Here is a 24,461-nt window from a genome sequence, read left to right on the forward strand (position 1 = left end):
ACGATAGCATAGCACTTAAGCCGACGATGCCCTATTTAGTTTTGATTAGTCTTCATCATCAAGATCATCATCGTCTAAATCATAATCGAAATCTTTTAACTCACGCTCTAAACGGCGCTGTGCCAATAGATCATCAATTAATCTACGTTTTTCCAACGATTCTTTTGCACTGATTTTGCCTGATGACTCATCAAAACCGACATCATCATCATCGCCGTAGTTATCATCTAGTTCAAAATCTGTAGAAGACACTAAAACTACCTCATAATGAAAAAATGTGAATGGGTCTAGCCGCTATTTATCTGTCTTACTTTTCCTTGTCAAGTTTTATTTATATTTTTTTCATTTAATTGCTCATTTGTACTTTTTTTCGCCCAAAAAATTGTGTATTTATAAAACAGCACAGTCTTTTGATAATCGAAGATTTCTACAAATTTTTCTATGATTTAAACTTGAAAAAAATGATTTTAGCCCAATATTCAAAAAATAGTCGTGAATTCAAAGATATTTTTTATTTAACGGTCACCGATCAAAGCCGAAACATTTCAAGCAAATTGTGCTATCATGCACGGTTTTTCACTGCCACAGATTCAACAAAGAGTAAGCAAAGATGAGCGATATGCATTCCCCTACTTCTCAAGTAGCGGCTCTGATTAGCCGAGGCAAAGAACAAGGTTACTTAACTTACGCTGAGGTTAACGATCATCTGCCGGACTCGATTACTGAAAGCGAACAGATTGAAGACATCATCCAGATGCTTCAAGACGTTGGTATTCCTGTACACGAGCGTGCACCTGAATCTGACGATACCATGTTCGGCGAGTCAGCTGACGCAACTGATGAAGTTGCTGAAGAAGAAGCTGCTGCCGTACTTGCATCTGTTGAAAATGAGCCTGGACGTACGACAGACCCTGTACGTATGTACATGCGTGAAATGGGTACAGTAGAACTATTAACCCGTGAAGGTGAAATCAGCATTGCTAAACGTATTGAAGAAGGGATTCGTGATGTCCTAAACTCAATCGCTTACTGGCCAAATGCTGTTGAAGTTGTATTAAAAGAATATAATGATTTTTTAACTGGCGAACGCCGTCTTGCCGATATTTTATCTGGCTACCTCGATCCTGAAACTGATGAAGATATTCCTGAAGTTTTAGAAGAAGTTGAAGAGCTTGAGGAAGAAGACGAATCATCTACAAAGTCAACGAAAGAAGTTAAGCTTGATGATGACGATGAAGAAGAAGAGTCTGAAGGTGATGACGACTCTGAAGGTGATTCAGGCCCAGACCCTGAAGTTGCAAAAGTTCGTTTTGCTGAATTAGAAGCTGCATGGGCTCAAACTAAAGCTGTGATTGAAAAACATGGCCGTAATAGCCCTGAAGCAAATGAAGCTCTTGAGTCTTTAGCAACTGTATTCATGATGTTTAAATTTACTCCACGTTTATTTGACATCATTTCAGAAATGATTCGCGGAACTCACGAGCAAATCCGTGCCAACGAACGTGAAATTATGCGTTATGCAGTGCGTCGTGGCCGTATGGATCGTACTCAATTCCGTACATCTTTCCCTAAACAAGAATCTAATCCAGCTTGGTTAGATGAACAAATTGCTAAAGCTCCTGCAGAAATCAAGGCTCATTTAGAAAAAGTTCGTCCAGATGTTTTAGCATTCCAGCAAAAAATTGCAGATATTGAGAAAGAACTTAATTTAAGCGTTGCTGAAATTAAAGATATTTCTAAACGTATGGCGATTGGTGAAGCCAAAGCACGTCGTGCGAAAAAAGAAATGGTAGAAGCTAACCTTCGTTTGGTAATTTCGATTGCGAAAAAATATACCAACCGTGGTTTACAGTTCCTTGACTTGATTCAAGAAGGGAACATTGGTTTGATGAAAGCCGTAGACAAGTTTGAATACCGTCGTGGTTATAAATTCTCGACTTATGCAACTTGGTGGATTCGTCAGGCAATTACCCGTTCTATTGCAGACCAAGCACGTACAATTCGTATTCCTGTACATATGATTGAAACGATTAACAAGATTAACCGTGTCTCTCGTCAATTGTTACAGGAAATGGGCCGTGAACCTACTCCAGAAGAGTTAGGTGAACGTTTAGAAATGGATGAGGTCAAAGTTCGTAAGGTTCTTAAAATTGCTAAAGAACCAATTTCAATGGAAACTCCAATCGGTGATGATGAAGATTCGCATCTTGGGGACTTTATTGAAGACCAGAACATCACTTCTCCAATTGATGCTGCGACTTCAGAAGGCTTAAAAGAAGCGACTCGTGAAGTTCTAGAAAACTTAACTGAACGTGAAGCTAAAGTATTAAAAATGCGTTTTGGTATCGATATGCCAACCGATCATACTTTAGAAGAAGTGGGTAAACAGTTTGATGTAACACGTGAACGTATTCGTCAAATCGAGGCGAAAGCATTACGTAAATTACGTCACCCTTCTCGTTCTGAACACTTGCGTTCTTTCTTAGAGAATGACTAAGTTTTGAAATCTTGAAATTTCGACACTAGCCCCCATTTAATAGAAAGAGCTACAAACGCCTGCGATGATGCAGGCGTTTCACATGATGAGGTTACTTATGTTAGACCGCACTCCATCTCGCGAACTCCGTGAAGACCTTTGGGTATTTCCAATGGACTATCCAATTAAACTCATTGGCGATGCGGGTGAAGAATTACGTATAGCTGTAGTTGATATTCTAGTAAAACATTTTCCTGACTTTGACCAATCAACGTTAAAAGTACAAGAATCTCGTACAGGCAAATACCATTCATTAACCGCACAATTACGCTTTGATGAATTGGAACAAGTTCATGCTTTGTATGCAGACTTGGCTGCTTGTCCGCAAATAAGAACTGCACTTTAATTTTAAAATGCCATGACAACTTTAATGTCATGGCATTTTTATTTATAACAACCTTATTATAAATAATCACAAATATTTAGAATCGTTTAAGCAAAATACTTTAAACTCATCAAGAGCATACTCTCATGACTTAATGTTGTGAGCTGCCCTTCTGTTTAGTACGTCGCACAGGAAAATGTTTAATGAGCCTTGATAAACCCACTTTGATTATTCGTCAGTGGAACGATTTACAAGATTATCAAAGCAAATTCGAATTGATGAAGAACCTGACCAATCAACGTGATGAAAACACAGCAGACGAGCTGTGGTTGCTCCAGCATCACGAAGTTCTTACTCAAGGACAGGCTGGAAAACCAGAGCATATTCTAATTCCATCGAATATTCCTGTCGTTCAAACTGACCGTGGTGGACAAGTGACATGGCATGGACCAGGCCAACTGGTAGCTTACTTTATGTTTGACCTTAATCGACTAAAGTGGAATGTACGTACATTGGTTAGTTTTGCTGAACAATTTATGATTGATGTTTTAAAGAAATATAATATTGAAGCATATGCAAAACCTGATGCTCCAGGCGTATATGTAAATGATAGAAAAATTGGTTCCTTAGGTTTCAAAATTCGCCGTGGACGTAGTTATCACGGTTTAGCCCTAAACTTGGACTGTGCTCTAACTGGTTTTCAAACTATTAACCCTTGTGGTTATGCAGGGTTAGAAATGGTCCGCATAAAAGATTTAGTGACTCCATATCCATCATTTGAGCAACTTTGTCAGGACTTTATTGAGTATATTAAGGCCTCTGGGTTCTTTAATGACCCTGAAGTCAAAATTGAATAAATGATTTTGAGATGGAATAAAAATAGATTAGAGTAATTACTCTAAATTTGCTTTTGCATAATTTTAAGAAGGGATAGCAAGTGATTTCGACAAAAGCTGTAAAGCCCACTCTGCAACTTGCCTACGTTAAGCTCATGATGGATGTTGTTGGTCGTGGCTTAGTCATGGCGAGTCAAGTAGATAGTGAAATACAAGAGGAAGTGTCCAAATTTCCTGTTCACTTTGTACTTTCAATGAATGTCTTCCCAAATGGACCAGCATTTTTTGCTCGAGTGACAGAAGATAAACAATTAGAGCTGCTAAAAAGAGCGGAAAAAAAACCTGATTTAACCATTACATTTAAGCATGTAAGCCATGCTTTTTTGGTTTTTACTTTTCAGGAAAGTACAGCGCAAGCATATGCAAATGATCGAATGATTGCCGATGGAGATGTATCCGCAGGAATCCGTTTTGTTCGCTGCTTAAATAAGTTGGAAATTCTTATCTTACCTAAATTGGTTGCCTCATTAGCAGTCAAGCAATATCCAACCGAACTTACCCTAAAAGAAAAATTCAACGAAGCTGCAAATATTTATTTAAAAGTAGCTAAGTCTTACTTCAAGCGGAGCGCATAACATGGCTAAACCATATTACGAATTCTTTTGTCCTGTAAAAGTTATTGCCGGTAATGCTGCATTAGAACATATTCCGTTTGAACTCGCGACCTTGGGTGCAAAGCGTCCTCTTATCATTACCGATAAAGGTGTACGTGCAAATGGCTTATTAAATCCTATTGAAGCTGCATTTAGCACAACTGATGCTGTTATCGCTTATATCTTTGACGATGTTCCACCTGATTCAAGTCTTGAAGTTGTTCGCCTTGCAGCAGAAGCTTATCGTACCAATAAATGTGACGCGATTATTGCTGTGGGTGGAGGCTCTGTTATTGATACCTCTAAAGCAACTAATATTTTAGTTTCAGAAGGTGGAGATGACCTTCTTCAATATTCAGGCGCACATAACTTACCAAAACCACTAAAACCATTTTTTGTTATTCCAACTACATCAGGTACAGGTTCGGAAGTAACTATGGTGGCCGTAGTTTCGGATACACAAAGAAATGTTAAATTAGCATTTACTTCTGCGTATCTCATGCCACACGCAGCTATTTTAGATCCGCGCATGACATTAACTTTACCTCCCCACCTAACAGCAATGACAGGTATGGATGCGTTAACCCATTGTGTTGAGGCCTATACATGCTTGGCAGCAAATCCACTCAGTGATGCCTATGCAAGTGCAGGTATCAAAAAGATTAGTGAAAATCTATTCAATGTCTTGGAAAACCCAAATGACTCACAAGGGCGTTTAGAGCTAGCACAAGCATCGACTATGGCTGGTATTGCTTTTTCTAACTCAATGGTAGGGCTTGTACATTCTTTAGGTCATGCTTTAGGTGCAGTTGCCCACCTCCCTCATGGCCTATGTATGAATTTATTCCTACCTTATGTGCTTGAATATAATAAACAAGTCAATGGGCAGAAAATTAGTGAGTTACTATTACCACTTGCAGGTGCCGATATTTATGCCCAGACTCCTGCCAATCAACGTGCAGATAGAGCAATTGCAACAATTTTAGCGATGCGTGATCGCTTATTTAGTCTAACTAAATTACCACGTACTTTGCGCGAAACTGGCAAGGTTACTGAAGCACAGCTTGATGAAGTTGCAGAAAAAGCACTAAATGATGGCTCTATTATTTTTAACCCTAAAGAAGCAAGCTTAAAAGATATACGTGAGATCTTACAAAAAGCTTGGTAATTTAAGTTTTAGCTAGCTCAAGTAAAAACTTAAAGGTCTGATTTTTATAATAAATCAGACCTTTTTTATATCTATGAATTTTTATTCATCATTTTATTTGGAAATATGGCAAAAAATTTGCTAAAAATTCCACGAAAGTACTGACAATTTGCATCAATTTAGGATAGATTGGCGCACTTTATCTTTTATGTAGGGGGGATCGTTCGTCTCAAACGATCCTTAACACCAAGCTGATCCTTGATCAACGATTATGAGGATAACGCCGTTGACAAACTTATCTGGGACTAAACCAACAGCTAAACTTCAAAAGAATCTTGTGCTATGGCACATTATTATTATTGGTTTAGCTTATATTCAGCCATTAACTTTATTTGATACTTTTGGTTTAGTATCAGAACGAAGTGGTGGTCATGTACCTACTTCTTATATTTTTGCCTTAGTTGCAATTTTATTGACGTCGATCAGTTATGGACACATGATCAAACGCTATCCTTCTTCAGGATCGGCATATACCTACGCCCAAAAGTCAATTCACCCTAATGTTGGTTTTATGGTGGGTTGGTCATCTTGGCTAGACTATTTACTTTCACCACTCGTCAATATCATTTTGGCCGATATTTATTTAAGAGCATTGTTTCCGGAAGTAAATAATTGGTTATGGGTTATTGGCTTAACTGCATTAATGACTGTGATTAACTTATTCGGCGCACGTTTCGTTGCTCGTTTTAACAGTACAATTGTAGTTATTCAACTTGGTGTTATCTTTTACTTTGTTTATCAAGTATATACCTTGCTTACTCAAGGGGTATATGCTGATGGCACGCTGAATCCAGATAAATCAGAACTATGGTCACTCACTCCTTTTTGGAATGATATGACTTCTATTAGTGCTTTGATTGGTGGTGCAACAGTACTGTGTTTTTCTTTTACAGGTTTTGATGCTTTATCTTCACTTGCCGAAGAAACAAAGGATGCTGAAAGAACGCTGCCAAAAGCGATTTTCTCAACAGCATTACTTGCTGGTGTCATCTTTATTATAAGTACTTACTTTATCCAGTTATATTTTCCAAGTAACCCAAATACTTATTTTAAGCCTTTAGATGAATCACAACCTGTGATGGTTGCAGCAATTGGCAGTATTGCCTTTAAAACGTTAGTTTTATATTTTGCTGTAGTTGCAGTTATGGCATCGGGTATTTCAGCACATGCTGGTGTATCTCGCTTAATGTATGTAATGGGTCGTGATGGGGTTATCAATAAAAAGTTGTTTGGTCATATTAGCCCAAGATTGCATACTCCGACTTACAACATTCTTATCGTTGGTGTAGTTGCATTGTCTGCTGGCTTTTTAGACCTTGAACATATTGTTAACTTAATTAGTTTCGGGGCCTTAACTGCTTTTAGTTTTGTGAATTTCTCAGTAATTTCGCGCTATGCGCTTAGAGATGGTAAAAACAAATCTATTAAAGATATTATTAATTACATTATCGTACCAACGCTTGGCTTTGCCAGCGTGTTCCTAATGTGGTTGGAGATCGACAAGCTTGCTTTACAAATCGGCTTGGCTTGGGCAGTGGTTGGTGTAGGTTATCTTGCTTACAAAACCAAAGGCTTTAAATACAATGCTCCTCAACACAACGAGCATGAATAATAAAAAAGGCGCTTAAAGCGCCTTTTTTATGGACTTATTATCCAAATATTTTATTTACAATACCTTGTACGCGTTTTGCATAAAGTTTTGCTGTTTCCAAATCCCCTGTTGGAATCTCATCTACACTTGCGTCTGATGGCGACTGAACAAGTAAACCTACTGAACCACCTAGGTTATTAACATCTTCACGTTTTGCATTTTTAGTATTTGCTGGTAACAGACCCAAGCTCACCCAAATACCACCGTGTTGTGATGCTAAAGTTTGTAATTGGATAAGCGTAACTTGCTTATCACCATTTAGACTTGCACTGTTGGTAAAGCCTGCAAATACTTTATCTTCCCAACCACGTGTAAACCAAACTTTTGAAGTTGCATCAGCAAATTTTTTAAACTGCCATGGTGCTGTACCCATGTAAGTCGGAGCACCGAAAACAATACCTTTTGCATTGTTTAATGTTTCCCAATCTTGCTCAGTAATATTACCTTCCTGATCAATCTGGATAAGTTGAGCATTAATTTCATTAGCAAAAGTTTCAGCAACTACTTTCGTGTGGCCATAACCAGAGAAATATACAACCGCAATATTAGAATTAGACATGGGAGAAACCTGTGTTTTATTAAATTCTGTTTTATGATATATTTTAGAAACTAGGTGTCAATTAGTTACCACATGGTAACTAGTATATTTTTTTTAAAATAAGTAGGTAAATGGTATGAATGAATGCCTAAAATACAATATTTTTCAACAACATTGCCCTGCTCGTTTATTTTTTGAAAAAATTGCAGATAAGTGGGTTTTACTCATCTTAAATATTCTTGAGGAAGAAACTCAGCATTTCAATTTACTCAAAAAGAACATTCAAGGTATTTCACCTAAAGTCTTATCACAAAAGTTAAAAATGCTAGAAAGAGATGGTTTTATCGAACGTAAAATTCAAGACACTTCACCCATTCGTGTAGACTACTCACTTACACCATTGGGTCAGAATGTCGCATCAATGGCATTCCAATTAAAAGAATGGGCTGAAACAAACATTGAGCAAGTTTTAGCAGCACAAATCATGTATGACGAAAAAATACTAGAACAAGCTTAAAATAAAATTAGATCAAAAAAATAAGGCCACCTAGGGCCTCATTTTTTGTATTTAGGAAACTAACCTAAATTTTTAAAACCTTGCTGACGCCATGCTTCGTAAACAATCACTGCAGTTGCATTAGACAAATTCAAACTTCTAGAGTTTTCAGCCATGGGTAACCGAATCCACTGCTCTTGAGGGAACATCAAGCGAACATGCTCAGGCAAGCCGCGTGTTTCTGGCCCCATCAGTAAAGCCACAGGTCGATTCAAATCAACTGTATGCGGAGTTGCAGAACCCTTCGTCGTTAGAGGAAAGACATGCTCAACACCTTTTGACTTTAAGTCTGCGAGGCATGCTTCAATATTGTCCCAAATCTGCATTCTTGCCCATTCATGATAATCAAGCCCCGCACGTTTAAGCTTTTTATCATCAAGCTCAAAACCTAAAGGCTTAACCAAATGCAATTGAGCCCCTGTATTCGCGCATAGTCGAATAATATTCCCTGTGTTTGCAGGGATTTCAGGCTCGTATAGAACAACATGAATCACTTAATTACTCACTTAAATTACTTGTTGGTTAGCTTAGGCAATAGTTACCTCTCTTTTGTAGATAGTAATTGGCCTACTAATTCCACTGTAACTGTTCGCGCAAACGTACGACCTCACCAATAATTGTGAGAGTCGGCGCATGAATTTGATGTTCTGTCACTTTAGATGCAATATCAGCAAGTGACCCCACCACAACCTTTTGTTCAGGGGTTGTGCCCTTTGAAATTAATGCGACTGGCATATCTGGACGCTGTCCGTGTGCAATCAGTTGCTCACAAATACGTTCCAAGCCCACCAAGCCCATATAAAGAACTAAAGTCTGGTTCTCATATACTAGCTCATTCCAAGGAAGCTCAGGAGAACCTTCTTTTAAATGACCAGTTAGAAAACGCACACTCTGAGCATAGTCACGATGAGTGAGCGGAATACCAGCATAAGCTGAACAGCCTGACGCTGCCGTAATGCCTGGAACCACCTGAAATGGTACACCAGCTTGGAACAATTCTTGGATCTCTTCGCCACCACGCCCAAAAATAAACGGATCACCGCCTTTTAAACGACAAACACGCTTTCCTTGTTGAGCATATTCAACGAGTAAAGCATTGATCCCATCTTGAGGAACAGAATGATTTGAGCGAGCTTTACCAACATATATTTTTGTCGAGTCTCGACGGCATAATTCTAAAATGGGTTGAGATACCAAACGATCATAAATAACTACATCAGCTTGTTGCATTAAACGCAAAGCTTTTAAGGTAAGCAGTTCAGGATCACCTGGACCTGCACCCACCAAATAAACTTCACCTTTAGGTGCTTTCCACTCCAGCAATGCTTGTTCAAGCATGCTATCTGCAACATCACGATTATCGTTAAAAACCTGCTCTTTTAAGGGACTTGCATACAAGTTTTCCCAAAAAATACGGCGTTCATCAGGATTAGAAATTTTTTCTTTAACCTGATTTCGCCATTTTCCAGAAAATTCCGCTAACTTCCCCATTCCATGCGGAATGGATGTCTCTAACTGTGTACGGATTTGACGAGATAAAACAGGAGACGTCCCATTTGAAGCAACCGAAATCACTAAAGGTGAACGGTCAATAATCGCAGGAACCATAAAGCGGCAATGTGGAATATCGTCAACACTGTTTACAAGTAAATTACGTACTTCACATTGCTCAAAGACTGTTTTATTGACTTGCGGATCGTTAGTCGCAGCAATGACTAAACGATAGGGTGTACTTAAAAACTTCTCAGAGAAAACTTCAGCAAAATGCTGACCGCTTATTGCTGTTACTAATTGCAGAAGCTGCTCTTCAATTTCAGGAGCAACAATATCTATTATTGCCCCCGCCTTAGCTAATAAGGTTGCCTTGCGTAAAGCAATATGCCCTCCGCCCACAATCAGACAACGTTGCTGCTGCAACTTCAAAGAGATTGGAAAAATATCCACCTTAAACCTCTATATCAATCATCTGATTATGTTTAAGCAAAAAACGTGCACAATTTAGATGCAAAGCTTAGTCAATAAAAGTTGCACCACCCATATATGGGCGTAATACTTCTGGAATCTCGATTGAGCCGTCTTCACGTTGGTAATTTTCCATTACTGCAAGTAAAGTACGTCCTACTGCAAGACCTGAACCATTTAGCGTATGCACTAATTCAGTCTTCTTCTGATCCATACGGAAGCGTGCTTTCATACGACGCGCTTGGAAGTCACCCATATTAGAGCAGCTTGAAATCTCACGATATGTATTTTGGCTTGGAACCCATACTTCTAAATCGTAAGTTTTCATCGCACCAAAGCCCATATCACCACCACAGAGCAAAATTTTGCGGTATGGCAAACCAAGTGCCTGCAAAATGCCCTCAGCATGTGCAGTAAGTTCTTCAAGGGCCTGCATAGACGTTTCTGGTTTAACGATTTGCACCATTTCAACTTTATCAAATTGGTGCTGACGGATTAAACCACGTGTATCACGGCCATAAGAACCAGCTTCACTACGGAAACATGGTGTATGCGCTGCATATTTTAATGGTAAACGGTCTGCGTCAATAATTTCATCACGAACAAAGTTAGTGACTGGAACTTCAGCTGTAGGAATAAGGTAGTATTCTTTTTCACCTTGAAGTTTAAATAAATCTTCTTCAAATTTTGGTAATTGTCCTGTCCCACGAAGTGAGTCAGCATTAACCAAATAAGGCACGTATGCTTCAGTATAGCCATTCTTTAGAGTATGGGTATCAAGCATAAACTGAGTTAAAGCACGTTGTAGACGCGCTAAAGGCCCCTTCAATACGCTGAAACGTGAACCAGTGAGTTTGGTCGCAGTTTCAAACTCTAGTCCACCCATCCACTCGCCTAAATCAGTATGATCTTTGATTTCAAAATCGAACTGACGAGGTGTACCCCATTTTGAGATTTCAACGTTATCACTCTCATCCTTACCAGCTGGCACAGATTCATCCGGTAAGTTTGGAATGCTAAGTGCTTTTTGCTCAATCTCGTTTTGTAGTTCTGATAAAGCAACTTCAGCTGCTTTAATCTCATCACCAATCGCCTGCATGCGTGCCATGATTTCAGAAGCATCGCCACCGGATTTTTTAATCTGACCCACTTGTTTAGCACCGGCATTTCGCTCTGCCTGTAACTTTTCAGTTTTTGATTGCAAGTCTTTACGGCGAGTCTCTAAAGACGCCCATTCTTGAACGTCTAACTGAACACCACGTTTTGCCAAAGCTGCATTAACGACTTCAATATTATTTCTGAGTAACTTAGGGTCGATCATAATTAATCATAATATGGGTAAAAAACTGGCAATAGTGTAAGCCCTTAACACTAAAAAATATAGTGATCATCTTCATATCGAATAGCTTTCACACAATTCTAAGAAGAGACCTCATATTTTACATGTTGTAGTTTGGCACACTCGGTAAATACTCAGGTTTAATGAACTTAGCTGCCTCAGAATATGGCAGTATTAATTCAGTCATTCCTTCTGCATAAGAAGCTAACTCATAGACAGGATAGACAAAAACAATCCCATTGGCACCATAATAGTAATTATCACTTAGTTGCAGTTTTTCACGGCTAATATTGTGGTCTTGAAGCCAGTTCGTATTCGCATCAAAAAGTGCATCAACGAGTTGTTTTTCTACATCTGGCTTAATGAGTTCAGCAACAGTAATGTGTTTTTTATTTAATAAATCAAAATTTACAAACTCTTGATGAGACATGCCATGTGCTGCACCCACAGAGTATGAGTATGTCTGTAAGGCAAAGGTTGCAAGATTATAATTTTGTCCCAAATAACGGACATAAATTGCACTTTGACTTGAGCTCGGCTCCCCTTCTGGTACCTCGACAGGTTTATCAGCCAAGTTTGCAAAAGCATTCGGGTCTGCTTTTTTTATACGGTTCGTAAAATAATCATTAATCCATTTTTGGTTGGTTTGTACTGTCTGAAAATCATATTCAGTACAGCCATCTTCAAGACAAACTTTAGATTTTGGTAATTTGACTGGAATTACTTTTGCCTGAATCACTGGAACTTCTGCTTGTTTTTGTTCTTTTACTGAAGCACTAGATGCAGGTTGCTCATCTTTAGCTGCAGATTTTGGCTGACAACCACTTACTGCCGCCATGGCAGCCACCATAGGAAGAATGAAAATAATTTTCTTATCGTAAAGTCGCATGTTAATCCCCGTGTAATCTGTTTTATCACTATACAAAGCGTAGGAATAAGACGGGGTTAAAAAATGTATCTAGGATTGATATATAAAAAGAAAGCCACCCTTTTAGGTGGCTTTCTTAACGAATCACAATAATTATTGATCAATAATATCTGTGCCTTTTGGTGGCGTAAAATTAAAAGTTGAAGCTGGAATTGAGGCATTCACTTTTACATTATTAAATTTCACATAAGTGGTTTGACCTAAAGAATCTTGTAATACCATTAACGTAGGTGCTTTGTTGGCACCAAAACTAATAGTTAAGCTTTGGAAAGCTCCATCTTCTTTTTTCGGGAATAAAGTGAAATATAATTTAGATTTATCTGGCTGAGTCACTCGGTAAGACTTCATGATTTGACTAGTATTACCAGAGAGCAATAAAGCTGGAGTATCGGCTACTTGCGAATCTAAGCTTTGACGTACAGCTTGCTGTAAATCAGGATCATAAATCCATACTGTTTTACCACTTGTCACAATAGTTTGTTTGGACGGGCTCACAGTTTCCCAATAAAATTTCCCCGGACGTTCAACTTTCATTGAACCTTTAAATGTCTGGTTCATATGCTGAGCACCTAGACCTTTTTTCTGTGCTACAGCTTTTGTAGTTGCTTTGGTTGTTTGTTCAAAATCAGCAGTTAAACGCTGTAATCCTGATAACTGATTTACCAGGTTCCCAATTGCCTGTTGCTCCGGTGCTGCTACTGGTGCAGCAAACGCTGTAGTACTCATTACAGGAGCAAGCACTGAGGCGCTGAGTGTAATAGCACACATGGTTTTACGAAGCATATTCATGTCATCACCTTTTTAGTTGCTGTAAGATAACTTGTTCGCTTTTAATTTAACTCAGCCAAACAAGCTCTTCATTCAAGACTCATATTAACCGACAAACTCTGTGCTAATCATTGAGAAAATAAGATATTTTGTTATGTTGTTCATATAGTTTGTAGAATTTCATTCATCATGATGAAGATAAAATTAATGAAATTCCATAAAAAAAGCCCACAAAATGTGGGCTTTTTCTTAAGCTAAAACTTAAACAGTTTCAACTTTTACGTAGCGACGGCCAAATTGACCTTTCACTTCGAATTTTACTACGCCGTCAGCAGTAGCAAATAAAGTATGGTCACGGCCCATACCAACATTTGCACCAGCGTGGAATTCTGTACCACGTTGACGAACGATGATGTTACCAGCAGTTACAGTTTGACCACCGTAAACTTTAACACCTAACATTTTTGGGTTTGAATCACGACCGTTCTTCGTCGATCCACCGGCTTTTTTAGTTGCCATGTCTCTTACTCCTCGTGATTAGCCTGAAATACCAGTAATTTTCAACTCAGTGAACCATTGACGGTGACCTTGTTGCTTACGGTAGTGTTTACGACGACGCATTTTGATAATGCGGATTTTGTCGTGACGACCATGACCAATCACTTCTGCAGTTACTTTAGCGCCAGCTACAACTGGAGCACCGATTTGAATGTTGTCACCGTTTACAACCATTAATACATCATCAAATGTAATAGTTGCGCCAGATTCAGCCTTCAATAATTCAACTTTAAGGGTTTCACCCTCAACTACACGGTGCTGTTTACCACCGCTTTGGATTACTGCGTACATAACGTACTCCAATCAGCCCGTGTCGTCGTGCCGATAAAGGGATATATCGATCTTAAAACGAACGCCACTGGGGTTATACAAGGCGACAGATTTTAAGTGAAATTTGATCAAACGACAAGTGCTTTATCTTTATCTGGGCAATAGAGACCGCTATTCTTACATAATAAAAACAGCTTAAATTCGAATTTAGTACTTTTCATTGATTCTGAATGAAATTTAAAATACAGTTCCAAACACAACTTGCAACAAGAACAAGCTGTATTCATGTTGACGTTATTAAAATTTATTGTTTTGTCGGAAACACACCGTTTTGCCGAAATAAAGAACAAAGAACTCTTCATGAACATACAAATGATTCATATCAATTGCTTGTTTCCCTGTTTAATGCACTTTTAATTGATACACTAACGCCACTTATCACCAATACGGGGTTTTTCTTCATATGGTCATCGATTTTAAGCAAGACATTCTCGCTCCTGTTGCTACAGACTTTGCTGCGATGGATCACTTGATTAATGAAGGAATTAGCTCAAAAGTCGGCTTGGTCATGTCGGTCAGTAAGCATGTTGTTGAAGCTGGCGGCAAACGTATGCGCCCAATCATGTGCTTACTTGCAGCACGCGCTTGTGGCCTCGACAATATGCAACATGCACAGCGTTTAGCTGCTATTATTGAAATGCTTCATACCGCAACTTTAGTGCATGATGATGTGGTCGATGAATCGGGGCTTCGCCGTGGCCGCCCTACTGCCAACGCAACTTGGAACAACCAAACTGCCGTGTTAGTGGGTGACTTCCTTATTGCCCGTGCTTTTGACTTATTGGTTGATTTAAACAACATGACCTTATTAAAAGACTTCTCAACAGGTACATGTGAAATCGCTGAAGGTGAGGTATTACAGCTTCAATCTCAGCATCAACCAGATACAACCGAAGAAACATATTTAAAAATTATTCACGGGAAAACCTCTCGTTTATTTGAACTTGCAACTGAAGGTGCTGCCATTTTGGCGGGACAAGAAGCTTATCGTGAACCTTTAAGATTATTTGCAGGTCATTTCGGAAATGCATTCCAAATTATTGACGATATTTTAGACTACACTTCAGATGCTGAAACATTAGGTAAAAATATTGGTGATGATTTAATGGAAGGTAAACCGACTTTACCGTTAATTTCAGCATTAGCACATTCAACTGGTGAAGAACACGCCATTATTCGTCGTAGTATTGCGACAGGTGGGGTTGACCAATTAACCAGAGTAATTGAAATTGTGCAAAAGTCTGGTGCTTTAGATTATTGCCAGCGCCGTGCCCAAGAAGAAACAGAAGCAGCACTGCAAGCCTTATCAATCTTGCCTGATACACCTTATCGCCAAGCATTGATTAACCTCACTCGGCTTGCATTACATCGAATACAGTAGATATTATTTTGCCTATGCATATAAATTTTTCAGATCATTTTTTAAAAATCCAGAAACAGCTTGAAAACCCTCAAGCTGTTATCGACGAAAATATCCTCATTGACTTAGTCAATGCCTTACGGCCATCCGATCCTCATGATACGGATGAGATAGAGCAAAAAATACAAGCATTTATTGACAGCTTATTACTTACTCCTACCGCTCCTGCCCTTTTACAAACCTTTTTATTACGTTTAATTAATCAATATAAGCAAGTGAGCTTATATGCAGATAGCGGTATTTTGTCTTTAGATGGTTTCTGGAACCAGCTTGGGCAAAGACTTGGCGGCCATTTTCTACCGCTTATTGAAGATGCAAGCCAACTCAAAATTTTGATTGGAAAAATTTTCTATTTAGAAAGTGATTCAGTCTGGTTAAACAATGTTGATGACAAGGATTGGGCAACCTTATTCGGTCTAATTGGGCAAAGTAATAGTAATGTTGAAGAAAAACATGCCATTCAGCGAGAAATGATCAAGGCTATTACGGTTCTATCTTATCGTATTAGTGGTATTGGGCTTTATCCTGAATTTATTAATGCTCAGCCTGAGCTAACTGAATATGAGTCGCCGTTTTTAGTACAGAATCGTGAAATTATTGAGTTTATCGAAAAATATAAAAAACAAGATATTTCTCAAGATGACACTGTGGTAACTGTACCTCCAGATGCATCTCAAGCATTTGTAATGTTGGAACAATGTCGGGATGTCGTTTTAAAGATACGTCGAGCAACAAAAAGAATTGGTGTTAGTTTAAGTTTGACATATCTATTGTCCTTACTTGAACAATGTTTAGACCGAATTGAATTATTGCTCTATTTGGTTGTTGATAACAGCGAAGGACGTTACGTTTCTTTAGGAAACTTAATTTCGGACTTAACCAAAGCTCATTATAGTGAAAAAAGCGTCCGTTCTTTACTTAGCACGACTAGTGAGCTTATTGCCTTTCAAGTCACAGAAAATGCGAGCCGTACCGGTGAGCACTATGTAAGTACAGACACTAAAGGCTTTTGGGGAATGTACAAAGCCGCTGCCGGTGCAGGTGTCATTATTGCCTGTATGGCAACATTAAAGATTCTTGCTGCACGAATGACGATGGCGCCACTCATGCAAGCCTTTACGTTCAGTATGAACTATTCACTTGGCTTTATTCTGATTCACGTATTGCACTTTACCGTTGCAACAAAACAGCCAGCAATGACCGCTGCTGCACTCGCTGCAACTGTACAGCAACGTAAAGGTTCTAAAACTGCACAAATTGCAGAATTAGCAGCGCTTATTATCAATATTATTCGAACTCAGTTTATTGCTATTTTGGGGAATATCTCGATTGCGATTCCTACCGCTGCCCTCATTACCTTTGCTTGGCAGTTCTATCTTGATGAGCCCTTATTAACCCATACCAAAGCAACCTATTTATTACATAGTTTAAATCCTTTTACGTCATTAGCTGTTCCTCACGCAGCAATTGCGGGAGTCTGCTTGTTTTTATCAGGCCTGATTGCTGGTTACTTCGATAACATGGCAGTTTACCGAAAAGTAGGACCGCGTTTAAAAGCTCATCGCCGACTACGCAATTTATTTGGACAAGAACGTCTTAATCGTTTTGCAGAATATATTGAACGTAATTTAGGTGCACTTGCGGGTAACTTTCTATTTGGTGTCATGCTAGGAAGTATGGGAACAATAGGTTTTATTTTAGGTTTACCTCTAGATATTCGACATATTGCCTTTGCATCAGCAAACTTTATTCAAGGTTTAATGACTATAAACGGTAGTCCAGATATTGGCTTGATTATTGTTTCGTTTTTAGGCGTACTCTGTATCGGTCTCACGAACTTATTTGTGAGTTTCACTTTAACGATTATTGTGGCTCTACGCGCACGCCGAGTACGCTTTGAACAATGGAAACCTTTGGCTAAACTGGTCATGACCCATTTTCTTACACGTCCGAGCGACTTCTTCTGGCCTCCAAAACAGCCTTTAGAATTAGAAGAAAATGCCCAAGCCAATAGTGGAAAAAAAGCAGAACACTAACTGTTTTGCTTTGTACACAAAATGTGATATCCGTCAATTTTGTTGTGATTGTTTTTCCAAATGTTAAAAAAATTTCAAAATGAATTTACGATGATCTATCAGGCTTGAAAAAAAGTGTACTGGCAAGTACACTTTCAACGGCGTTCAGTAGTAGAAAACTACATGAATAAGCAAAGGTGTGTATATGCCCTATCTATTGCTTTGTATTGGTTGCGTTTTTTTAGGATTAGGTATTCTTGGTCTATTTGTGCCAAGTCTTCAATCTTTGGACTTGCTCACCGTTCAAACATTGAGTCACCATCGTTTAGATTATCTTAATACTATAACCACCTTTCTTGCACGCATAGGCGGCATGCCTTTTGTATGTTTTTTATCCTTTCTAATATGTGTATATTTAGCATGGTATAAAAAATATATTACTGTTATTTTCATTAGCTTGGGAGTTTTTGGCAGTATCACCATTGGTTGGCTGCTCAAATGGTGTGTTAACCGGCCTAGACCTCCTGAGGCATATCATATTGTTGAAAGTTATGGTGCATCGTTCCCAAGTGCACATAGTGTTTATGCATCAACACTAGCTTGTCTGGCAATGATTATGTTATGCCGTAAGCACAACATTAACTCTCCTTATATTGTTTTGATCTCCTGTCTTTGGTTTGTGTGTATGGGGCTTTCAAGAATATATGCAGGAGTTCATTTCCCAACAGACGTACTCGCTGGTTGGGGCATTGGTTTTATTTGGATTGCACTGCTTTGGCTCTGGTTATTACAAACACAAAGTAGGTTAAGTAGAAAACAAATATATTTTTAGATTTTATCTAAACGAGGTGGAACAATGATGTCGGCTAAGCTTTGGGCACCAGCCCTTACTGCTTGCGCATTAGCAACAAGTATCGCACTTGTTGGTTGTAGCAAAGGCTCCGATGAGAAACAGCAAGCTGCTGCTGCTCAGAAAATGCCGCCTGCAGAAGTAGGTGTTATTGTTGCTCAACCACAAAGTGTTGAACAAAGCGTTGAGCTTTCAGGCCGTACTTCAGCATATCAAATTTCTGAAGTTCGTCCTCAAACAAGTGGCGTGATTTTAAAGCGCTTATTTGCTGAAGGAAGTTATGTTCGTGAAGGTCAGGCACTCTATGAGCTCGACTCTAGAACGAACCGTGCAACGTTAGAGAATGCAAAAGCATCACTCCTACAACAACAGGCAAATCTAGCTTCACTACGTACCAAGTTAAATCGTTATAAACAACTTGTTTCTAGTAATGCTGTGTCTAAACAGGAATATGATGACTTACTTGGTCAAGTTAATGTTGCAGAAGCACAAGTTGCAGCAGCTAAGGCTCAAGTAACAAATGCAAATGTAGATCTTGGTTATTCTACAATTCGCTCTCCTATTTCTGGACAATCTGGACGTTCATCAGTAACGGCTGGTGCTTTAGTTACTGCAAATCAGACTAATGCGTTAGTGACGATTCAACAGTTAGATCCAATTTATGTTGATATTAATCAGTCTAGCGCTGAGTTGTTACGTTTACGTCAACAATTAAGTAAAGGCAGTTTGAACAACAGTAACAATACGAAAGTAAAATTAAAGCTTGAAGATGGTTCTACCTACCCGATCGAAGGCCAACTTGCTTTCTCTGACGCTTCTGTAAACCAAGATACAGGAACAATTACTTTACGTGCCGTATTCTCTAACCCGAATCATTTATTGCTTCCGGGTATGTATACCACTGCACAAATTGTTCAGGGTGTTGTTCCAAACGCTTATCTGATTCCTCAAGCTGCGGTTACACGTTTACCTACAGGTCAAGCTGTAGCAATGCTTGTTAATGCCAAAGGGGCTGTTGAGAGTCGTCCAATTGAAACCTCAGGTGTTCAAGGACAAAACTGGATTGTGACTAACGGCTTAAAAGCTGGCGATAAAGTCATTGTTGATGGCGTTGCCAAAGTCAAAGAAGGGCAACAAGTAACAGCAAAACCTTATCAAGCTCAACCAGCAAATCCTCAAGGTGCAGCGCCAAATGCTGCGAAACCGGCTCAATCAGGTAAACCTCAAGCAGAACAGAAAGCAGCTTCAAATGCATAAGGGGTAGATTGAATGGCACAATTTTTTATTCATCGCCCCATATTTGCGTGGGTGATTGCATTAGTCATTATGTTGGCGGGTATTCTCACGCTAACAAAAATGCCTATTGCACAGTATCCAACGATTGCACCACCGACAGTCACCATTGCTGCGACTTATCCTGGTGCATCGGCTGAAACAGTTGAAAACACCGTAACCCAGATCATTGAACAACAAATGAATGGTCTCGATGGTTTACGTTATATTTCTTCTAACAGTGCTGGTAACGGACAAGCATCTATTCAATTAAACTTTGAACAAGGTGTTGACCCTGATATCGCACAAGTTCAGGTTCAGAACAAATTGCAATCTGCAACTGCGCTTTTACCTGAAGATGTACAACGTCAAGGTGTAACAGTTACTAAATCTGGTGCAAGCTTCCTACAAGTTATTGCATTTTATTCACCAGATAACAGCCTTTCAGACTCAGACATTAAAGACTACGTAAACTCTTCAATTAAAGAGCCGCTTAGCCGTGTTGCTGGTGTTGGTGAAGTTCAGGTCTTTGGTGGTTCATATGCAATGCGTATTTGGCTCGATCCAGCCAAGTTAACAAGTTACCAACTCACTCCTAGTGATATTGCAACTGCGCTTCAAGCACAAAACTCGCAAGTTGCTGTAGGTCAGTTAGGTGGTGCGCCTGCTGTACAAGGTCAAGTACTTAACGCAACAGTGAATGCTCAAAGTTTGTTACAGACTCCTGAGCAGTTTAGAAATATCTTTTTAAAGAACACAGCATCTGGTGCTGAAGTTCGTTTAAAAGATGTAGCTCGCGTAGAGTTAGGTTCGGATAACTATCAGTTCGACTCGAAATTTAATGGTAAACCAGCAGGTGGTCTTGCAATTAAAATTGCTACAGGTGCTAACGCACTGGATACGGCAGCTGCTGTTGAACAACGTTTATCTGAATTACGTAAGAACTATCCAGCAGGTTTACAAGATAAACTAGCTTATGACACGACTCCATTTATCCGTCTTTCAATTGAAAGTGTAGTACACACATTAATTGAAGCCGTGATTTTGGTATTCATTGTCATGTTCCTATTTTTACAAAACTGGCGCGCAACGATTATTCCAACGCTTGCAGTTCCAGTGGTTGTATTAGGTACATTTGCTGTTATTAATATTTTTGGCTTCTCAATTAACACCTTAACCATGTTCGCTATGGTATTGGCAATCGGTCTTCTGGTCGATGACGCTATTGTTGTAGTGGAAAACGTTGAACGTGTAATGAGTGAAGATCATACTGATCCGGTTACGGCTACTTCACGCTCAATGCAGCAGATTTCTGGTGCGTTAGTGGGTATTACCAGTGTATTGACAGCGGTATTCGTACCAATGGCCTTCTTTGGTGGTACAACAGGTGTAATTTACCGCCAGTTCTCGATTACCCTTGTAACTGCAATGGTACTGTCGTTAATTGTAGCGTTGACGTTCACACCTGCACTTTGTGCGACTATTCTAAAACAGCATGATCCAAATAAAGAACCAAGCAATAATATCTTCGCTCGTTTCTTTAGAAGCTTTAACAATGGTTTTGACCGCATGTCGCACAGCTACCAAAATGGTGTTAGCCGCATGCTTAAAGGCAAAATCTTCTCTGGCGTGCTCTACGCTGTTGTAGTTGCCCTTTTAGTCTTCTTGTTCCAAAAACTCCCATCTTCATTCTTACCAGAAGAAGATCAGGGTGTTGTAATGACACTTGTTCAATTACCACCAAATGCAACGCTTGACCGTACAGGTAAAGTGATTGACACCATGACAAACTTCTTTATGAATGAAAAAGACACAGTAGAATCAATTTTCACTGTTTCTGGTTTCTCATTCACAGGTGTGGGTCAAAACGCTGGTATTGGCTTCGTTAAGTTGAAAGACTGGAGCAAACGTACTTCACCGGAAACCCAAATCGGCGCATTAATTAAGCGTGGTATGGCATTAAACATGATCATTAAAGATGCATCATATGTTATGCCGTTACAGCTTCCTGCAATGCCTGAATTGGGTGTAACTGCCGGATTTAACTTGCAGCTTAAAGATTCAAGTGGTCAAGGCCATGAGAAACTAATTGCAGCACGTAACACTATTTTAGGCTTGGCATCGCAAGATAAACGCCTCATGGGTGTACGTCCAAATGGCCAAGAAGATACGCCTCAATATCAAATTAATGTAGATCAGGCTCAAGCTGGTGCTATGGGTGTTAGCATTGCTGACATCAACAATACAATGCGTATTGCTTGGGGTGGTTCATACATTAACGATTTCGTTGACCGCGGTCGTGTGAAAAAAGTTTATGTTCAAGGTGATGCGGGTAGCCGTATGATGCCTGAAGATTTAAACAAGTGGTATGTACGTAATAACAAAGGTGAGATGGTTCCATTCTCGGCATTTGCTACTGGCAAATGGACATATGGTTCTCCACGTCTTGAACGTTATAACGGCGTATCATCGGTTAACATTCAAGGTACACCTGCACCTGGCGTGAGTTCTGGTGATGCCATGAAAGCAATGGAAGAAATTATTGGTAAGTTACCATCTATGGGCTTACAAGGTTTCGACTATGAATGGACAGGCTTATCACTTGAAGAACGTGAGTCTGGTGCTCAAGCGCCATTCTTATATGCGCTTTCATTGTTAATCGTATTCCTTTGCTTGGCTGCATTGTATGAAAGCTGGTCAATTCCGTTCTCGGTTTTACTTGTGGTACCGCTTGGTGTCATTGGTGCGATCGTATTGACTTACTTGGGTATGATTATTAAAGGAGATCCAAATCTCTCGAATAACATTTACTTCCAGGTAGCGATTATTGCGGTAATTGGTCTTTCGGCAAAAAATGCGATCTTGATTGTTGAGTTCGCAAAAGAGCTGCAAGAGAAAGGTGAAGATCTACTTGACGCAACCTTACATGCTGCAAAAATGCGTTTACGTCCAATTATCATGACAACCCTTGCCTTCGGTTTTGGTGTACTTCCGCTTGCACTTTCAACAGGTGCTGGTGCAGGAAGTCAGCACTCGGTAGGCTTCGGTGTACTTGGTGGCGTACTCAGCGCGACATTCTTAGGTATCTTCTTTATCCCTGTATTCTATGTGTGGATTCGTAGTATCTTTAAGTACAAACCAAAAACCATAAACACTCAGGAGCATAAATCGTGATGCAAAAAGTATGGTCTATTTCAGGTCGTAGCATTGCGGTATCTGCACTTGCGCTTGCTTTGGCAGCTTGTCAAAGCATGCGCGGCCCAGAACCAGTCGTGAAAACCGATATTCCACAGAGCTATGCATATAACAGCGCTTCTGGTACATCTATTGCTGAACAGGGCTACAAACAGTTCTTTGCTGACCCACGTTTGCTTGAAGTAATCGACTTGGCTCTTGCGAATAACCGTGATTTACGTAAAGCAACGCTCAATATTGAACGTGCTCAAGAGCAGTATCAGATTACGAAGAACAACCAGCTTCCAACAATCGGAGCAAGTGGTAGTGCAATTCGTCAGGTTACGCCAAGTCGTGACCCGAATAACCCCTACTCTACTTACCAAGTAGGTTTGGGTGTAACTGCTTATGAGCTTGATTTCTGGGGCCGTGTTCGTAGTCTAAAAGACGCTGCTTTAGATAATTACCTTTCAACACAAAGTGCACGTGATTCGACTCAAATCAGTTTGATCAGTCAAGTTGCTCAAGCATGGTTAAACTATTCGTTTGCAACGGCGAATTTAAGACTTGCAGAGCAAACACTTAAAGCGCAGCAAGATTCTTACAATCTCAACAAAAAACGTTTTGATGTAGGTATCGACAGTGAAGTTCCATTACGTCAGGCACAGATTTCTGTAGAAACTGCGCGTAACGATGTAGCGAACTACAAAACTCAAATTGCTCAAGCACAAAACTTGTTGAACTTACTTGTAGGCCAACCAGTTGCACAAAACTTGTTACCGACACAGCCTGTGAAACGTATTGCTCAGCAAAATGTATTCACTGCTGGTTTACCAAGTGATTTGTTAAATAACCGTCCAGATGTAAAAGCGGCCGAATATAACTTAAGCGCTGCGGGTGCGAATATTGGTGCAGCAAAAGCACGTTTATTCCCAACCATTAGCTTAACGGGTTCAGCAGGTTATGCATCAACTGACTTAAGTGATCTATTTAAGTCTGGTGGTTTTGCATGGTCAATTGGTCCAAGCTTAGATTTACCAATCTTTGACTGGGGTACTCGTCGTGCCAATGTAAAAATTTCTGAAACCGATCAGAAAATTGCATTGTCTGATTATGAAAAATCAGTTCAGTCTGCATTCCGTGAAGTTAATGATGCACTTGCGACACGTGCCAACATTGGTGAACGTTTAACAGCTCAACAACGTTTAGTAGAAGCAACTAATCGCAACTACACACTTTCAAATGCCCGCTTCCGTGCAGGTATTGATAGTTACTTGACAGTTCTTGATGCACAACGTTCATCTTATTCAGCTGAACAAGGTTTGTTATTGCTTCAACAAGCAAACTTAAACAACCAAATCGAGTTATATAAAACTCTAGGTGGCGGTTTAAAAGCAAATACTTCAGATACAGTGGTACATCAACCATCAAGTGCTGAACTGAAAAAGCAATAAGCTTTAAATCACATTCTTATAAAAGCTCACTTCGGTGGGCTTTTTTATTGCAACCAATGTGAATATTTTTTATCTTGAAACCTTAATAA

Annotated in this window: 22 protein-coding genes and 1 pseudogene; 14 read left to right on the forward strand and 9 right to left on the reverse strand. The window is 39.5% G+C overall.

Translation table 11 applies throughout. From position 1 onward, the window contains the following. Positions 1-45 precede the first annotated feature (45 nt). Positions 46-252 (reverse strand): PA3496 family putative envelope integrity protein, encoded by a 207-nt coding sequence (locus CSB87_RS05635; RefSeq protein ID WP_000099358.1) that lies wholly within the window; start codon positions 250-252, stop codon positions 46-48. A gap of 358 nt (positions 253-610) precedes the next feature. On the opposite strand from CSB87_RS05635, the gene rpoD reads away from it, so the two are divergent. From rpoD to CSB87_RS05665, 6 genes are all read left to right on the forward strand, one after another. After that, positions 611-2,497: an RNA polymerase sigma factor RpoD gene (rpoD, locus tag CSB87_RS05640; protein WP_004712253.1), complete on the forward strand. Its 1,887-nt coding sequence runs from the start codon at positions 611-613 to the stop codon at positions 2,495-2,497. Positions 2,498-2,594: 97 nt separating this feature from the next. Then, the gene (locus CSB87_RS05645; RefSeq protein WP_002051390.1) at positions 2,595-2,882 is read left to right on the forward strand and encodes a YbeD family protein; all 288 of its coding nucleotides are present in this window, start codon (positions 2,595-2,597) and stop codon (positions 2,880-2,882) included. A 182-nt stretch (positions 2,883-3,064) separates the two neighbouring features. Next, positions 3,065-3,718, forward strand: a complete 654-nt coding sequence (gene lipB / locus CSB87_RS05650; RefSeq protein WP_004712250.1) for a lipoyl(octanoyl) transferase LipB — start codon at positions 3,065-3,067, stop codon at positions 3,716-3,718. A gap of 80 nt (positions 3,719-3,798) precedes the next feature. After that, a complete protein-coding gene (locus CSB87_RS05655) occupies positions 3,799-4,332 on the forward strand; it encodes a hypothetical protein (RefSeq protein ID WP_004712248.1) in 534 nt (177 codons plus the stop codon). 1 nt (position 4,333) lies between these two features. Further along, entirely contained in the window at positions 4,334-5,518 is a 1,185-nt protein-coding gene (locus tag CSB87_RS05660; RefSeq protein ID WP_004712246.1) for an iron-containing alcohol dehydrogenase, read from the forward strand. 265 nt (positions 5,519-5,783) lie between these two features. Beyond that, the gene (locus CSB87_RS05665; RefSeq protein ID WP_009501482.1) at positions 5,784-7,169 is read left to right on the forward strand and encodes an APC family permease; all 1,386 of its coding nucleotides are present in this window, start codon (positions 5,784-5,786) and stop codon (positions 7,167-7,169) included. A gap of 37 nt (positions 7,170-7,206) precedes the next feature. On the opposite strand, the gene CSB87_RS05670 is transcribed toward CSB87_RS05665, so the two are convergent. Next, positions 7,207-7,767: a flavodoxin family protein gene (locus CSB87_RS05670; protein WP_002051305.1), complete on the reverse strand. Its 561-nt coding sequence runs from the start codon at positions 7,765-7,767 to the stop codon at positions 7,207-7,209. 115 nt (positions 7,768-7,882) lie between these two features. Here CSB87_RS05670 and CSB87_RS05675 point away from each other — a divergent pair, with 115 nt between their 5' ends. Beyond that, positions 7,883-8,263, forward strand: a complete 381-nt coding sequence (locus CSB87_RS05675) for a winged helix-turn-helix transcriptional regulator (RefSeq protein ID WP_016803845.1) — start codon at positions 7,883-7,885, stop codon at positions 8,261-8,263. Positions 8,264-8,322: 59 nt separating this feature from the next. Here the strand turns inward: CSB87_RS05675 and CSB87_RS05680 are convergent, their stop codons facing one another. The 7 genes from CSB87_RS05680 to rplU all read right to left on the reverse strand — a co-directional run bounded on the left by CSB87_RS05680 (position 8,323) and on the right by rplU (position 14,148). Continuing rightward, positions 8,323-8,796: a tRNA (cytidine(34)-2'-O)-methyltransferase gene (locus CSB87_RS05680; RefSeq protein ID WP_002051239.1), complete on the reverse strand. Its 474-nt coding sequence runs from the start codon at positions 8,794-8,796 to the stop codon at positions 8,323-8,325. A 76-nt stretch (positions 8,797-8,872) separates the two neighbouring features. Further along, on the reverse strand, positions 8,873-10,246 hold the full coding sequence (gene cysG, locus CSB87_RS05685) for a siroheme synthase CysG (RefSeq protein ID WP_031953226.1): 1,374 nt from the start codon (positions 10,244-10,246) through the stop codon (positions 8,873-8,875). A 67-nt stretch (positions 10,247-10,313) separates the two neighbouring features. Further along, positions 10,314-11,585, reverse strand: a complete 1,272-nt coding sequence (gene serS / locus CSB87_RS05690; RefSeq protein ID WP_004712237.1) for a serine--tRNA ligase — start codon at positions 11,583-11,585, stop codon at positions 10,314-10,316. A 118-nt stretch (positions 11,586-11,703) separates the two neighbouring features. Continuing rightward, positions 11,704-12,492 (reverse strand): RsiV family protein, encoded by a 789-nt coding sequence (locus CSB87_RS05695; RefSeq protein ID WP_031953228.1) that lies wholly within the window; start codon positions 12,490-12,492, stop codon positions 11,704-11,706. Between the two features lie 132 nt (positions 12,493-12,624). Continuing rightward, a complete protein-coding gene (gene lolA, locus CSB87_RS05700) occupies positions 12,625-13,320 on the reverse strand; it encodes an outer membrane lipoprotein chaperone LolA (RefSeq protein ID WP_031953230.1) in 696 nt (231 codons plus the stop codon). Between the two features lie 240 nt (positions 13,321-13,560). Then, entirely contained in the window at positions 13,561-13,818 is a 258-nt protein-coding gene (gene rpmA, locus CSB87_RS05705) for a 50S ribosomal protein L27 (protein WP_000201632.1), read from the reverse strand. Between the two features lie 18 nt (positions 13,819-13,836). Continuing rightward, a complete protein-coding gene (gene rplU / locus CSB87_RS05710; RefSeq protein WP_000271409.1) occupies positions 13,837-14,148 on the reverse strand; it encodes a 50S ribosomal protein L21 in 312 nt (103 codons plus the stop codon). 96 nt (positions 14,149-14,244) lie between these two features. Between rplU and CSB87_RS05715 the strand changes: the two are divergent. From CSB87_RS05715 to adeK, 7 genes and pseudogenes are all read left to right on the forward strand, one after another. Next, positions 14,245-14,544: pseudogene (locus CSB87_RS05715) on the forward strand (hypothetical protein). A gap of 46 nt (positions 14,545-14,590) precedes the next feature. Further along, entirely contained in the window at positions 14,591-15,568 is a 978-nt protein-coding gene (gene sdsA, locus CSB87_RS05720) for an All-trans-nonaprenyl-diphosphate synthase (RefSeq protein WP_004712232.1), read from the forward strand. A gap of 14 nt (positions 15,569-15,582) precedes the next feature. Next, a complete protein-coding gene (locus tag CSB87_RS05725; RefSeq protein ID WP_004885469.1) occupies positions 15,583-17,643 on the forward strand; it encodes a site-specific recombinase in 2,061 nt (686 codons plus the stop codon). Between the two features lie 184 nt (positions 17,644-17,827). After that, positions 17,828-18,454 (forward strand): phosphatase PAP2 family protein, encoded by a 627-nt coding sequence (locus CSB87_RS05730; RefSeq protein WP_002051172.1) that lies wholly within the window; start codon positions 17,828-17,830, stop codon positions 18,452-18,454. 24 nt (positions 18,455-18,478) lie between these two features. Continuing rightward, positions 18,479-19,729, forward strand: coding sequence for a multidrug efflux RND transporter periplasmic adaptor subunit AdeI (adeI, locus tag CSB87_RS05735; protein WP_002051558.1), 1,251 nt, complete (start codon positions 18,479-18,481; stop codon positions 19,727-19,729). A 12-nt stretch (positions 19,730-19,741) separates the two neighbouring features. Next, positions 19,742-22,918, forward strand: coding sequence for a multidrug efflux RND transporter permease subunit AdeJ (adeJ, locus tag CSB87_RS05740; protein WP_004885467.1), 3,177 nt, complete (start codon positions 19,742-19,744; stop codon positions 22,916-22,918). Further along, on the forward strand, positions 22,918-24,372 hold the full coding sequence (gene adeK / locus CSB87_RS05745) for a multidrug efflux RND transporter outer membrane channel subunit AdeK (RefSeq protein WP_002051147.1): 1,455 nt from the start codon (positions 22,918-22,920) through the stop codon (positions 24,370-24,372). Before adeJ ends, adeK begins: the two co-directional genes overlap by 1 nt. Positions 24,373-24,461: the final 89 nt, after the last annotated feature.

The sequence above is a fragment of the Acinetobacter sp. AR_0276 genome (genome assembly GCF_003000705.1).
Lineage (GTDB): Bacteria > Pseudomonadota > Gammaproteobacteria > Pseudomonadales > Moraxellaceae > Acinetobacter > Acinetobacter nosocomialis.

Bases quoted from the DNA above. Each gene is read 5' to 3' on its own strand.
- CSB87_RS05730 (WP_002051172.1), top strand. From the start codon at position 17,828: ATGCCCTATCTATTGCTTTGTATTGGTTGCGTTTTTTTAGGATTAGGT.
- CSB87_RS05660 (WP_004712246.1), top strand. From the start codon at position 4,334: ATGGCTAAACCATATTACGAATTCTTTTGTCCTGTAAAAGTTATTGCC.
- rplU (WP_000271409.1), bottom strand. From the start codon at position 14,148: ATGTACGCAGTAATCCAAAGCGGTGGTAAACAGCACCGTGTAGTTGAG.
- CSB87_RS05725 (WP_004885469.1), top strand. From the start codon at position 15,583: ATGCATATAAATTTTTCAGATCATTTTTTAAAAATCCAGAAACAGCTT.
- adeJ (WP_004885467.1), top strand. From the start codon at position 19,742: ATGGCACAATTTTTTATTCATCGCCCCATATTTGCGTGGGTGATTGCA.
- rpoD (WP_004712253.1), top strand. From the start codon at position 611: ATGAGCGATATGCATTCCCCTACTTCTCAAGTAGCGGCTCTGATTAGC.
- CSB87_RS05645 (WP_002051390.1), top strand. From the start codon at position 2,595: ATGTTAGACCGCACTCCATCTCGCGAACTCCGTGAAGACCTTTGGGTA.
- adeK (WP_002051147.1), top strand. From the start codon at position 22,918: ATGCAAAAAGTATGGTCTATTTCAGGTCGTAGCATTGCGGTATCTGCA.
- CSB87_RS05675 (WP_016803845.1), top strand. From the start codon at position 7,883: ATGAATGAATGCCTAAAATACAATATTTTTCAACAACATTGCCCTGCT.
- CSB87_RS05695 (WP_031953228.1), bottom strand. From the start codon at position 12,492: ATGCGACTTTACGATAAGAAAATTATTTTCATTCTTCCTATGGTGGCT.
- serS (WP_004712237.1), bottom strand. From the start codon at position 11,585: ATGATCGACCCTAAGTTACTCAGAAATAATATTGAAGTCGTTAATGCA.
- rpmA (WP_000201632.1), bottom strand. From the start codon at position 13,818: ATGGCAACTAAAAAAGCCGGTGGATCGACGAAGAACGGTCGTGATTCA.
- sdsA (WP_004712232.1), top strand. From the start codon at position 14,591: ATGGTCATCGATTTTAAGCAAGACATTCTCGCTCCTGTTGCTACAGAC.
- adeI (WP_002051558.1), top strand. From the start codon at position 18,479: ATGATGTCGGCTAAGCTTTGGGCACCAGCCCTTACTGCTTGCGCATTA.
- lolA (WP_031953230.1), bottom strand. From the start codon at position 13,320: ATGAATATGCTTCGTAAAACCATGTGTGCTATTACACTCAGCGCCTCA.
- CSB87_RS05670 (WP_002051305.1), bottom strand. From the start codon at position 7,767: ATGTCTAATTCTAATATTGCGGTTGTATATTTCTCTGGTTATGGCCAC.
- lipB (WP_004712250.1), top strand. From the start codon at position 3,065: ATGAGCCTTGATAAACCCACTTTGATTATTCGTCAGTGGAACGATTTA.